Source organism: Nocardioides conyzicola (genome assembly GCF_039543825.1).
GTDB classification, from domain to species: domain Bacteria; phylum Actinomycetota; class Actinomycetes; order Propionibacteriales; family Nocardioidaceae; genus Nocardioides; species Nocardioides conyzicola.
Window position 1 is genome coordinate 137,455 of sequence record NZ_BAABKM010000003.1, and the last position, 13,162, is coordinate 150,616.

Here is a 13,162-nt window from a genome sequence, read left to right on the forward strand (position 1 = left end):
ATGCGCGACGACGTACCTCTCGCGGCTCACCCCAGGGGATGAGAACCGCCTGGTCAGGCGTCGTACGCCGGGAGCGTGAACCGGAACGCCGAACCCCGCCCCGCGGGGTTGGGGTGCGCCTCGATGCTGCCGCCGTGACGGTTCACGATGCGACGCACGATCGACAGGCCGAGTCCGCTGCCCTCGTACTCGCGGTAGTGGGCCCGGTGGAACTCGTCGAAGACACGCGCGCGGTCCTCCTCCGGGATGCCGATCCCGTCGTCGAGGACCTCGATGGTGACCAGGCGGGCGTCGGTGCGCTCACCGCACACGACGACCTTGGGCTCCTCCCCTGGCGCGACGTACTTCAGCGCGTTGCCGATCAGGTTGTCGAGCACCTGACGGACGAGCACCGGGTCGCCGAGCACCAGCGGGATCGACGTGGCGCTCACGAACCCGGTCGCCGCCCGGCCCACAGCGATCTCGTTGACCATCGCGGTCACGTCGATCCGACTGACGTCGAGGTCGCGGGCGCTGCTGGTCGCGTGGGCCAGCAGGTCGCGGATGAGCTCGCGCATCCGGCGCGACGACGAGCGCACGCGGGACACGAACTCCTGGGTCATCTGGGCGTCGAGGGAGCCGGCGCCGAGCTCGTCGGCGATCATCTCCGTCCAGCCGTCGATCGCGGCCAGCGGGTTGCGCAGGTCGTGGGCGACGACGCCGGCGAATGCGGCCAGCTCCTGGCGGTTGGCGTGCTCGTGGGTGGTGTCCCGCATCAGCACCATGGCCCGGCTCCGGCCGTTGACCTCGTCCCGCGGCAGCGGGATCGCGGAGACGGTCAGGACGCGGTCACCGACGTCGACGACCTTGACGACCATCAGCTCGCCGTCGACGCGCTCGCCCCGCAGCGCCCGGGCCGACGGACGCTCGTAGGCCGTCATCTCGACACCGTCGACCGTCCAGCTGCTGAGGGCGAACCTGGTCTGCCTCGTGAGCTGGTCGCCCAGCCCGAGCACCCTGGCCGCGGCCTCGTTGTGCATCAACAGGTCGCCGTGCTCGTCGACGACCAGGACCCCCTCGGTCATCGAGCCGATCACCGCAGCGCGGACGCTGCCCTGGTACGCCGTCTCCTCCTGCGCGCGGCGCAGGTCGTCGGCGAGGGCCTGGCGCTCGTCGCGGCCGGTGGCGATCGCGAGACCGGTGACGGCGATCGTCGCGATGTAGAACTGCGCGATCATGAAGCCGACGTCGGCGTGCTCGACGTGCGCGAACGGCCCGATGCCGCGCAGCGTGAGCATCATCGTGACGATCCCGACCACGAACGAGTGGGCCGCGCTCAGCAGGGTCGAGAAGCGGGCACCGAACCAGACCGTCGCGGCGAGCAGCGGGAACGCGAGCGGCAGCTCGTCGAAGCTGAAGGCCAGGCCGTAGGCGAAGACCGTGAAGACCGTCGCGGCGAGCAGCTCCGCTGGTCCGGCGTCCTCGCCGCGCAGGCGCGGCCTGGGGCGCGGCGCCGTGACTCGCTGGCCGATCATGATGCCGAGTGCGACGACGATCAGCGCGCTGCCGAGGTTGCGGCCGAACCACAGGCCGCTCGCCGTTGCGTCGAAGCTGTCGTAGCCGGTCGCCGGCAGCAGCACCGCGCCGATGCTCGCCAGCGCCGTACCGATGCCGATGGCGAGGATCAGGGCGGCGCCGAAGCGGGCGACGACCTTCGGGCTGTCGAGCGCGCGGTCGCCGCCGCAGTGCCAGACGTCCGGGCACCACCGGCGCAGGAGCAGCACGGCCAGCCAGCTCTGGACCACGTTGGCGACCGCGAAGACGGCCGCGATCTCGGCCTCGGAGCCGGTGTTCAGGTTGGCCGTGAAGGCCGCCGCGAGGAGCAGCAGGGTGTCGATCCCGACGAAGCGGCTGTTGCGGACGAGCAGCCAGACGATCGGCAGCCCACCGGCGGGCCAGAGCTCGGTGAAGCCGGCGCCCGCCATCTCGACCCGCCGGGTGAGGAACGACGACGCGACGAAGGCGACGGCGAAGAGGATGCTGAAGCCGAGACCGGCGCTTGCGCTCGACCTCGTCTGAACGTGCGGCATGGCGCCGCTCACCGGGCCCCCACCCACGCCTGCAGGCTAGCCGTCGGCGCCGCCGAATGGGGGGAAGCGGCGATTGACGGACGACCGCTCCAGACGGGTGTTGTCACTCGTCGGTCGCCAGCTCCTCGTCGTGCGTCCCCGGGCGGGGCGCCCAGGGCAGCTCACGCGCCGGCCGTACGACGATCAGCCGGTCGCCGCGGGCCAGCTGGGTGACCACCGGGTCGAAGTAGCGGTAGACCTTCTCGTCGCGCACGACCGCGATCACCTGGTCGGGGAGCTGCTGGGGCTGCTTGCCGACCTCGGACACGATCAGGTCCCGCTCGGCGACCTCGAGGCCCTCGCCGTACGTCAGCAGGTCCTCCATCACCTGGCCGAGCGTGGGCGAGAGCGAGGACAGGCCGAGGAGCCGGCCGACGGCGTCCGAGGACGTGATGACCGAGTTGGCGCCGGACTGGCGCATCAGGGCGACGTTCTCCTGCTCGCGGCAGGCGGCGACGATCCAGACCTCCGGGTTGAGCTGGCGCACGGTCAGCGTCGCCAGCACGTTGGAGTCGTCGCGGTTGGTCGTGATGATGACCTGGTCGGCCTCGCCGACGCCGGCGCGGCGCAGCACGTCGCGCCGGGTGGCGTCGCCGGTGACGACCGCGAGACCGTCGGCGTGCGCCTCCTGGAGCGCCTCGGCGCCCGGGTCGACCACCACGATCGACTCCCGGCTCAGACCGTTGTTGACGATCGTGTCGACGGCCGCTCGGCCCTTGGTGCCGTAGCCGATCACCACCACGTGGGCTGCCATGCGCTTCCTCCAACGGGCGATGCGGAACATCCTGCGGCCCTGCGAGGCGAGCACCTCGAGGGTGGTCCCGATCAACAGCACCAGGAAGGCGATGCGGAGCGGGGTGATCACGAACGCATTGATCAGGCGGGCGTGCGGCGCGACCGGCGCGATGTCGCCGTACCCGGTCGTGCTGAGCGTGACGGTCGTGTAGTAGATCGAGTCGACCAGGTTGACGCCGTAGCCGGGCGGGTCGTTGCCGTCGCGGTAGGCGCCGCGGTCGAGGTAGACGATCAGCACGGTGCCGAAGAGGATCGCGAACGCCAGCAGCAGACGCCGACCGAGCTCCCACCACGGGGAGCGCACCGGGTCCGGGAGCGAGATCAGGCCGACGCTGCGGCCCGTGCCCTGCCCGATTTCGCTGGAGTCGTCGGCCACGGACGTGAATCTAGTCGGTCTCCTGCCGCGAACCGATGCGACGCAACCGCTGCACGAGCTCGGATCTCGCGAGCATGGTCGAGCTCTGCGGGAAGACCGTGTCGAACGCCGCGTTGACGGCGGCGCCGATCAGCACCGCGATCGAGACCAGGTAGAGCCAGAGCAGGACGGCGATGGGCGCCGCCAGCGGGCCGTAGATCGAGCCCGAGTCGGCGGACGTGGCGGTCAGGAACCAGCGCAGCAGGGACGACCCCACCACCCAGCCGATGAGGGCGAACGTCGCGCCCGGGAGGTTGAAGCTCCAGTTGGTCCGCACCGGCACCGACACGTGGTAGAGCGTCGCGAGGAAGCAGATGCTGATCACCACGACGACCGGCCAGTAGAAGTGGATCAGGAAGTCCAGCCGGGGCGGCAGCCACTCCGCCACGAGTCCCGGCCCGGCGACGACGAGCGGGACCATGAAGACGCCCAGCACCATCGCGAGCAGGTAGAGCCCGAACGACAGCGCCCGGGTCTTCACGATCCCCCGGTGCCCGCCGAGCCCGTGCATGATCGTGATGGTGTCGACGAAGACGTGCAGGGCGCGCGAGCCGGACCACAGGGCGAGCACGAAGCCGAGCGAGATCACGTCGAAGCGGCCGCCCCGGAGCACGTCGTCGATGGTCGGCGCGATGATCTTGTTGACCGCGCCCTGGGTCAGGGCCTGCTCGGAGAGGTCGAGCACCGCCTGGCGCACGTTCTCGACCTGCTCGGGGCTGAACCGGTCGGTGACGAAGCCGATCGCGCCCGCCATCGCGAAGATCAGCGGCGGCACGGAGAGCACGGCGAAGAACGCCGCCTCGGCCGCCAGCCCGGTCACCCGGTAGCGCATGCACGAGCCGACGGTGGCGACCACGAGCCGCCAGATCAGGCTCCGGGCCCGCCGCAGGCGGGCGGCCAGGGCGCCGGGCTCGGCGCTCGGCCGACTCTCAGCACGCTCCGCCCCGGACATGGATCTACCGTAGACACATGAGTTCCGACATCCGGGTAGCCACGAACCAGGCCCCGCTCCTCGTTGGTCACAACATCGTCACGGCGGACGCGGCCCTGGTGGAGGCCGTCACCCGCCACGGCTCGGCCGAGGTGGTGGACGACCTCGCCCCGATCGGCGCGATGGCCGGGACGGCAGAGGCCCGCGAGCACGGGATGCTGGCCAACGAGCACCACCCGCGGCTCACGCCGTACGACCGCTACGGGAACCGGATCGACGAGGTCGAGTTCCACCCGTCGTGGCACTGGCTGATGGAGCGCGCGGTCGGTCACGGGCTCGCCGCGGCGCCGTGGGAGTCGGACTCGCCGCACGCGCACGTACGCCGGGCCGCGGGCTTCATGGCCTGGTCACACACCGAGCCGGGGCACGGCTGCCCGATCTCGATGACGTACGCCGCCGTGCCGGCCCTGCGCGCCGACGACGCGCTGGCGAAGGAGTGGACGCCGCTGCTCGCGTCGCTCACCTACGACCCAGGCCTGCGCGCCCCCGGCTCCAAGCTCGGCGCGCTCGCCGGCATGGGGATGACCGAGAAGCAGGGCGGCTCCGACGTCCGCGCCAACGTCACGGAGGCGCGCCGTACGTCGGTGGAGGGCGAGTACACCCTGCACGGCCACAAGTGGTTCACCTCGGCGCCGATGAACGACATGTTCCTGGTGCTGGCGCAGGCCGAGGGCGGGGTGACCTGCTTCGTGCTGCCGCGGGTGCTCGCGGACGGCACGCGCAACCGCATCGACGTCGTCCGCCTGAAGGACAAGCTGGGCAACCGGTCCAACGCCTCGTCGGAGCTGGAGTTCGACGGCACGGTCGCCTACCGGCTCGGCGACGAGGGCCGCGGGGTCCGCACCATCATCGAGATGGTCGCCGCGACCCGGCTCGACTGCGTGCTCGGCTCGACCTCGCTGATCCGACGAGCGGTCAACGAGGCGACCTGGCACGCGTCGCACCGCTCGGCGTTCGGCTCGCTGCTCAGCGAGAAGCCGCTGATGCAGAACGTGCTCGCCGACCTCGCCGTCGAGGCCGAGGCCGCCACGGCGCTGGCCGTCCGGCTCGCGGCAGCGGTGGACAACCTGGCGGACCCGCACGAGGCGGCGCTGCGGCGGATCGCGCTGCCGCTGTCGAAGTTCTGGGTCTGCAAGCGCACCCCGGCGGCCGTGGCGGAGGCGCTCGAGTGCCTGGGCGGCAACGGGTACGTCGAGGAGTCCGGCCTGCCGCTGCTCTACCGCGAGGCGCCGCTCAACTCCGTGTGGGAGGGCTCGGGCAACGTCAACGCGCTCGACGTGCTGCGCGCGCTCGGCCGCGAGCCCGAGGTGCTCGACGCGTGGATCACCGAGGTCGGCCGGGCCCGCGGCGGCGACGCCCGCCTCGACCGGGCCGTCGAGGACACGCTCGCCCTGCTCGGCTCGCTGATGGGTGACCCGTCGTCGATGGAGGTCAACGCCCGGCGGCTCGCCGTACGCATGGCCCTGTGCCTGCAGGGCTCCCTGCTCGTGCGCTTCGCTCCCCCCGAGGTGGCCGACGTCTTCTGCGCGTCCCGCCTCGGCACGTCGTACGACGGCGTCTTCGGCACGCTCCACGGCGGCGACCTGCGGGCGATCGTGGAGCGGGCGACGCCGGTCGTGTGAGCGGCTGCGGGTTTCACCGGCTGACCAGGGAAGCCCGCACGACACGCCGACGCGACACGGCGTGTCGTGCGGGTTTCACCGGCCACCCGGTGAAACCCGCCGTCCTACCGGGCGCCCACCGGCTCCGGGTCGGGCTCGGCCGTGGGGGCAGCGGGCTCGGGATCGTCGTCGACCATGGTCCGCTCGTCGAAGGGCAGCTCCCCGGCGAGCACGCGGTCGAGGCGCTCGCGGTCCAGGCCGTCGGTCCAGTTGCCGATCAGCACCGTGGCGATCGAGTTGCCGGCGAAGTTGGTGAGCGCGCGGGCCTCGGACATGAAGCGGTCGATGCCGACGATCAGGCCGACGCCGTCGACCAGGTCGGGACGGTGCGACTGCAGGCCGCCGGCGAGGGTGGCGAGGCCGGCGCCGGTGACGCCCGCCGCGCCCTTGGAGGCGATGACCATGAAGACCAGCAGGGAGATCTGCTCGCCGAGGCGCAGCGGTTCGCCCATCGCCTCGGCGATGAAGAGGGTGGCCATCGTCAGGTAGATGGCGGTGCCGTCGAGGTTGAACGAGTAGCCGGTCGGTACGACGATGCCGACGGTCGTCTTGTCGACGCCTGCGTGCTCCATCTTGGCGATCAGCCGCGGCAGCGCGGACTCGGACGACGACGTCGCGAGGATGAGCAGGAACTCGCGGGCGAGGTACTTGAAGAGCAGGAAGATGTTGACGCCCGAGAAGACGCGCAGCACCGTCCCGAGCACGCCGAAGACGAAGAGCACGCAGGTCAGGTAGAAGGCCACCATCAGCAGGCCCAGGCTCTTCAGCGCGTCGAAGCCGGTCTCGCCGACGACCGCGGAGATGGCGCCGAAGGCGCCGATCGGTGCCGCCCACATGATCATCGCGAGCACGCGGAAGACCAGCTTCTGGGCGTACTGCACGACCGTGAGGATCGGCTTCGCGGTCGAGCCCATCTGCTGGAGCGCGAACCCGATCAGCAGCGCGACCAGCAGCGTCTGCAGCACGTCACCGGAGGTCAGCGAGGAGAAGAGCGAGTCCGGGATGATCCCCAGCAGGAAGTCGGTCGTGCTGCCGTGCCCGGCCTCCGCCTGCGCGGCCCCGGCCGCTGAGACCTCGTCGTTGAGGTCCAACCCGGAGCCCGGGTGGATCAGGTTGCCGACGACCAGCCCGATCGTCAGCGCGAACGTCGACATGATCAGGAAGTAGCCCAGCGCCAGCAGGCCGACCTTGCCCACCTTGGCCGCGCTCGCGACCGAGCCGACCCCGAGGATGATCGTGCAGAAGATCACCGGCTGGATCATCATCGTGATCAGCCCGACGAAGCCCTCGCCCAACGGCTTGAGCTTGACCGCGAAGTCCGGGAACAGCAGGCCCACGAGGATGCCGAGCACGACCGCCGCGATCACCGCCAGGTAGAGCCAGTGGGTGCGGTTCTTGGGGGCCGCCTTCGGCGGTACGGCGTCGGTTTGTGGCATGGGTCACGCGTACCCGACTGACCAGTGGGCAAACCGCGACCCCTGCTGTTCACCCCGACCCGTCACACTCCGCCGATGTGACAGGGTCTCCCACGATGCTGCCCGAGCTGCTCGCCTCCGACCGGGCACCGGCGCCGCGGACGCTTGCCGACATCCTCGCGGCCACCACCGAGGAGCACCCGCACGCCGTCGCGCTCGACAGCGGCGTCGACGTGCTCACCTACCTCGAGCTCGAGGAGGCCGCCGGCGAGCTCGGCGCCCGCCTCCGCGAGGCGGGGGTACGCCGCGGCGACCGGGTCGGGATCCGGGTGAAGTCCGGCACCACCGACCTGTACGTCGCCATCGTCGCGACGCTGCTCACGGGCGCGGCGTACGTCCCGGTCGACGCCGACGACCCCGACGAGCGGGCGCGGACGGTCTTCGACGAGGCCGACGTCGCGGCGGTCGTCGGCAACGACCTGGCGATCACCAGCCGACGCGCAGCCCGGCCGGACCAGCCGGACGAGGACGTCGAGTCCTCCCTCCCCGAGCCGTCCGACGACGCCTGGATCATCTTCACCTCCGGATCGACCGGCACCCCGAAGGGCGTCGCCGTCACGCACCGCAACGCCGCCGCGTTCGTCGACGCCGAGTCGCGCTGGTACCTCCAGGACGCCCCCATCGGGCCTGACGACCGGGTGATGGCCGGGCTGTCCGTCGCCTTCGACGCCAGCTGCGAGGAGATGTGGCTCGCCTGGGCGTACGGCGCCTGCCTGGTCCCCGCCCCTCGCTCCCTGGTGCGCTCCGGCGTCGACGTCGGGCCCTGGCTGGTCGCCAACGACATCACCGTCGTCTCGACCGTGCCGACCCTGGTCGCCCTGTGGCCGACGGAGTCCCTGGCGACGGTGCGGCTGCTGATCATGGGCGGCGAGGCCTGCCCCGCCGAGCTCGCCGCCCGCCTCCAGTCCCCCGGTCGCGAGGTCTGGAACACCTATGGCCCCACCGAGGCCACCGTCGTCGCGTGCGGCACGGTCCTCGACGGCACCGACCCGGTCCGGATCGGCCTGCCTCTCGACGGCTGGGACCTCGCCGTCGTGGACGCTGCCGGGCAGCCGGTCGCCGCGGGCGAGACCGGCGAGCTGATCATCGGCGGGGTCGGCCTGGCCCGCTACCTCGACCCGGTCAAGGACGCCGAGATGTACGCCGCGATGCCGAGCCTCGGCTGGGACCGCGCCTACCGGTCCGGCGACGTGGTGCGCAACGACCCCGCCGGGCTGGTGTTCGCCGGCCGCGCCGACGACCAGATCAAGCTCGGCGGCCGGCGCATCGAGCTCGGCGAGATCGACGGCCAGCTGCTGCGGCTGCCCGGCGTCGTCTCGGCCGCCGCGGCCGTCCGGTCCACGAAGTCCGGCAACCAGCTCCTGGTCGGCTACCTCACGGTCAATGAGACGTACGACGACGCCGCGGCCCTCGAGCTGCTGCGCGCCCGGATGCCGGCGGCGCTGGTGCCGCGCCTGGCCGTCGTCGACCACCTCCCCACCCGCACCTCGGGGAAGGTCGACCGGGACGCCCTGCCCTGGCCGATCCCCGGCGCCGGCAAGGCCCGGGAGCCCGACGGTCTCACCGACACCCAGACCTGGATCGCCGAGATCTGGGCCGACGTCCTCGGCGCCGAGGTCACCTCGGTCCGCGACGACTTCTTCGACTTCGGCGGCGGCTCGCTGACCGCCGCCCAGGTGGTCGGCCGGCTGCGCGAGCGCTTCCCCGAGGTCGCCGTCGGCGACCTCTACGCGCACTCGCGGGTCGGGTCGCTCTCCGTGGCCCTCGAGGAGCTCGGTGGCACTACCTCGCGCACCGACCGCTCGGTCTTCCCCATCCCCCGCAAGACCCAGGCCGGTCAGCTCGTCGCCCTGGTCGGCCTGCGCGCTCTCGCGGCCGCCCGCTGGCTCAGCTGGCTCGCGCTCGGCTCGACCATCGCGTCGCAGCAGGTCGACTACCTGCCGTCGTACCCGGTCTGGGCGCTGATCCTCAGCACCTGGTTCTTCCTCGTCCCGCCCGGCCGGATGGCGCTCGCCGCCGGCCTCGCGCGGCTGACGCTGCGCGGCATCACGCCCGGCGCCTACCCGCGCGGGGGCAAGGTCCACCTCCGCGTCTGGATCGCCGGCCGGATCCAGGAGGAGCTCGCGGCCGCGGGCGTCGCGGGTGCGCCGTGGTTCACGACGTACGCCCGCCTCCTCGGCGCGCGCGTCGGCAAGGGCACCGACCTGCACGCGCTGCCGCCGGTCACCGGCTTCCTGCAGGTAGGCCCCGGCGCCGCGATCGAGCCCGAGGTCGACCTGACCGGCCACTGGATCGACGGCGACGTCTTCCACCTCGGCGCGATCAAGGTCGGCCGCGGTGCCCGGATCGGCGCGCGCAGCACGCTGGCGCCCGGCGCCGTCGTCCGCGCCAACGCGGAGGTCGCTCCCGGGTCGCTCGTCATCGGGGAGGTGCCGGCCGCGGAGTACTGGTCGGGATCGCCCGCCGAGCAGCAGTCCGTGCACGCCCGCGGTCCCTGGCACGACCAGGCGCCGCCCCCGGGACGCGCCTGGCTGCTCGGGTACGGCGCGCTGGCGACCCTCATCGGCGCGTTCCCCGGCATCGCCGCGCTGGCCGGGCTGCTCGTCGTGCTCGGCCCGGTCCGGGACGCCGACTCGCTCGGCGGGGCGTTCACGGCGGCCCTGCCGTGGCTGCCCCTCGCCACCGTCGTCGCGTACGTGGTCCTCGCGCTGCTGGTCCTCGGCCTCGTGCGGGCCCTCGCCGGCGGCATGACGGCCGGCGTCCACCCCGTCCGCTCCGGCGCCGGGCTCTGCATCTGGGGCACGTTCCGGGTGCTCGACGACGCCCGCACCTGGCTCTTCCCGCTCTACTCGAGCACTCTGACCCCGGTCTGGCTGCGTCTCCTCGGTGCCCGCATCGGCGTGGGCGTCGAGGCCTCGACGGTGCTGCTGCTGCCGAAGTTCGCCACCGTCAACGACCACGCGTTCCTCGCCGACGACACCCTGATCGGCTGCTACGAGCTCGGCGGCGGCTGGGTGCGGGTCGAGGACGTCAAGATCGGCAAGCGGGCCTTCGTCGGCAACTCCGGCATGGCGGCGGCCGGCCGCAAGGTGCCCAAGGCGTCGCTGGTCGCCGTGCTGTCCGCGGCTCCGCACCGGGCGATCGCCAAGGCCGGCTCGTCGTGGCTCGGCAGCCCGCCCACCCGGCTGCGCCGCTCGGCCAGCACCCAGGACGACAGCCGCACCTACGACCCGCCTCGCCGCCTGCGGACCTACCGCGGTCTGGTCGAGGCCGCGCGCGTCGTACCCCTGCTGCTCGCCGCCCTCCTCGGTACCTCCGTCGCCGTCGTGCTGCTGGCCCTCCTGGACGCCGCACCATGGCTGGCCGTCGTCCTCGGTGGCCCCGTGCTCCTCGCCGGCGGCATCGTCGCCGCGCTCGTCACCGCCGCTGCCAAGTGGACGATCGTCGGGCGGCACCGGCCGTCCGAGCACCCGCTGTGGAGCGGCTTCGTGTGGCGCAACGAGCTCGCCGACACCTTCACCGAGGTCCTCGCCGCGCCGTGGTTCGCCACGGTCACCCAGGGCACCGTCGCGTTGAACGTCTGGCTGCGCATGCTCGGAGCGCGGATCGGCAACGGCGTCTGGTGTGACACCTACTGGCTGCCGGAGACCGACCTCGTCGAGCTGCGCGACGGCAGCACCGTCAACCACGGCTGCGTCGTCCAGACCCACCTCTTCCACGACCGGGTGCTCGCCATGGATGCGGTCGTCTTGAAGGCGGGTGCGACCCTGGGGCCCAACAGCGTTATCCTTCCGGCCGCGACGATCGGCCGTCACGCCACCGTGGGGCCGGCGTCGCTCGTCATGCGGGGGGAAGGTGTCCCCAGCCGCACCCGGTGGATCGGGAACCCGGTCGGACCGTGGGAGGGCCAAGAGGAATGAGTGGGCACGATGACAGGGACTGACCCGTATGTGCCCGGCCACGGGGACGCGTCGTACGACGTCTCGCACTACGTGCTCGACCTCGGCTACCGCCCTGAGGGCAACCGTCTCGACGGCGAGGCCACGCTGACCTGCGTGGCCGTGGACGACGTCGTCCGGCTCCGCCTGGACCTGCACCACCTGCGCGTCTCCCGGGTGAGCGTCGACGGCAAGCCGCCGGCCCGCTACACCCACCGCGACGGCGGGGTGGCGATCTGGCTGGACTCCCCCATCGCGGCCGGCACCGAGTTCGAGGTGCGGGTCAAGTACTCCGGCCAGCCGGCGGTGATGAAGAGCAAGACCCTCGGCGACGCCGGCTGGGAGGAGCTCACCGACGGCGTCATCGTCGCGGCCCAGCCGCACGGCGCCCCGTCGTGGTTCCCCTGCAACGACCGGCCCGACGACAAGGCCACCTACGACTTCACCGTGACGGCGCCCGCGGGCTACGAGGTCGCGCTGAGCGGCGACCTCGTCGGTACGTCGCGCCGCAGCTCGGCCGTCAGCTGGCGCTACGAGCAGCGCGCGCCGATGGCGACGTACCTCGCGACCTGCCAGATCGGCCGCTACGCCGTCACCGAGCAGGACGGGCCGGTGCCGCTGCGCGTGCTCGCGCCCGAGGACGTGGCGGGCGACGGCTTCGACGCGAGCTTCGGCCGACAGCCGGAGATGATGCGCTTCTTCGTCGACCGGTTCGGCGCCTACCCCTTCGACGGCTACACGACCGTCATCACCGACGACGACCTCGAGATCCCGCTGGAGTCGCAGTCGCTGTCGACCTTCGGCCGCAACTTCTGCGTCGACTCGTGGGACACCATTCGGCTGGTCGCGCACGAGATGGCGCACCAGTGGTTCGGCAACGCGGTGACGCTGCGGCGCTGGCAGGACATCTGGCTGCACGAGGGCTTCGCCTGCTACGCCGAGTGGCTCTGGTCGGAGGAGTCGGGCGGCGACAGCGCCGACGACTGGGCGCGGACCCACCACAAGAAGCTCGACGGCAAGGACCAGGACCTCCTGCTCGCCGACCCGGGTCCGGAGCTGATGTTCGACGACCGGGTCTACAAGCGCGGCGCGCTCACCCTCCACGCCCTGCGCGTCGAGCTCGGCGAGGAGCCGTTCTTCCAGCTGCTCCGCGCCTGGGTCGCCGCGCACACCGGCGGCTCGGTCACCACCGAGGACTTCATCGGCTTCTGCGAGAGCGAGACCGGCCGGGACCTCACGGACCTGTTCGACGCGTGGCTCTTCCAGACGGACCTGCCGCCGCTGCCCGCTGCGGTGTGAGCCAGGCGACCGCGGCGACGTAGCCGTCGGGCGCCTCCAGGTCGATCCAGGCCTCGGCGCCGAGCACGACCGCGGTCATCGGCCGGGCCAGACCGACGCCGTACATCTTGAGCACGGCCTCCTTGCGCGCCCAGACCCGTGCCTGCTCGAGCGCGTCAGCGGCCACCTCGCCCGGCGCCAGCACCAGCTCAGGCTGCCAGCGCGCGGCGACCTCGGCGACCGACTCGACGTCGACGCCGACCGCTCCGTCGGTCGCCACCGCCGTCACCAGGTGCGGGCCTGACCGGGCGAGCGAGACCGCGACGTCGCGCCCGTCGTACGTCGCCCACGGTCGGCCGTGCGCCGCGGAGCCGCACCGTCCGCACAGGCGTCCGGTCCGAGCCTCGCCGTCGCCGTACGCCCAGCCCAGGTGCGCCGCCAACGCGTCGTCGGCGGCGCGCGCCGAGTCGTGCCAGGCGACGTCGATCGTCAACTCAGCTC

General features: G+C 72.3%; 8 protein-coding genes. 3 read left to right on the plus strand and 5 right to left on the minus strand.

What is annotated here, in order from left to right:
• Positions 1 to 53 precede the first annotated feature (53 nt).
• The 3 genes from ABEA34_RS18530 to ABEA34_RS18540 all read right to left on the minus strand — a co-directional run bounded on the left by ABEA34_RS18530 (position 54) and on the right by ABEA34_RS18540 (position 4,270).
• The gene (locus ABEA34_RS18530; RefSeq protein ID WP_345522965.1) at positions 54 to 2,096 is read right to left on the minus strand and encodes an ATP-binding protein; all 2,043 of its coding nucleotides are present in this window, start codon (positions 2,094 to 2,096) and stop codon (positions 54 to 56) included.
• Between the two features lie 76 nt (positions 2,097 to 2,172).
• Positions 2,173 to 3,279, minus strand: coding sequence for a potassium channel family protein (locus ABEA34_RS18535; protein WP_345522967.1), 1,107 nt, complete (start codon positions 3,277 to 3,279; stop codon positions 2,173 to 2,175).
• A gap of 10 nt (positions 3,280 to 3,289) precedes the next feature.
• Positions 3,290 to 4,270, minus strand: coding sequence for a YihY/virulence factor BrkB family protein (locus ABEA34_RS18540; RefSeq protein ID WP_345522969.1), 981 nt, complete (start codon positions 4,268 to 4,270; stop codon positions 3,290 to 3,292).
• Positions 4,271 to 4,287: 17 nt separating this feature from the next.
• Between ABEA34_RS18540 and ABEA34_RS18545 the strand changes: the two genes are divergently transcribed.
• A complete protein-coding gene (locus tag ABEA34_RS18545; protein ID WP_345522970.1) occupies positions 4,288 to 5,931 on the plus strand; it encodes an acyl-CoA dehydrogenase family protein in 1,644 nt (547 codons plus the stop codon).
• A gap of 104 nt (positions 5,932 to 6,035) precedes the next feature.
• On the opposite strand, the gene ABEA34_RS18550 is transcribed toward ABEA34_RS18545, so the two are convergent.
• Complete coding sequence (locus ABEA34_RS18550) at positions 6,036 to 7,406, minus strand: cation:dicarboxylate symporter family transporter (RefSeq protein ID WP_345522971.1); 1,371 nt, start codon at positions 7,404 to 7,406, stop codon at positions 6,036 to 6,038.
• 77 nt (positions 7,407 to 7,483) lie between these two features.
• Between ABEA34_RS18550 and ABEA34_RS18555 the strand changes: the two genes are divergently transcribed.
• Positions 7,484 to 11,365, plus strand: a complete 3,882-nt coding sequence (locus ABEA34_RS18555) for a Pls/PosA family non-ribosomal peptide synthetase (protein WP_345522972.1) — start codon at positions 7,484 to 7,486, stop codon at positions 11,363 to 11,365.
• Positions 11,366 to 11,395: 30 nt separating this feature from the next.
• Positions 11,396 to 12,682, plus strand: a complete 1,287-nt coding sequence (locus ABEA34_RS18560; protein ID WP_345522973.1) for a M1 family metallopeptidase — start codon at positions 11,396 to 11,398, stop codon at positions 12,680 to 12,682.
• Here ABEA34_RS18560 and ABEA34_RS18565 read toward each other — a convergent pair.
• A complete protein-coding gene (locus ABEA34_RS18565; RefSeq protein ID WP_345522974.1) occupies positions 12,618 to 13,154 on the minus strand; it encodes a 4'-phosphopantetheinyl transferase family protein in 537 nt (178 codons plus the stop codon). The genes ABEA34_RS18560 and ABEA34_RS18565 overlap by 65 nt on opposite strands.
• Positions 13,155 to 13,162: the final 8 nt, after the last annotated feature.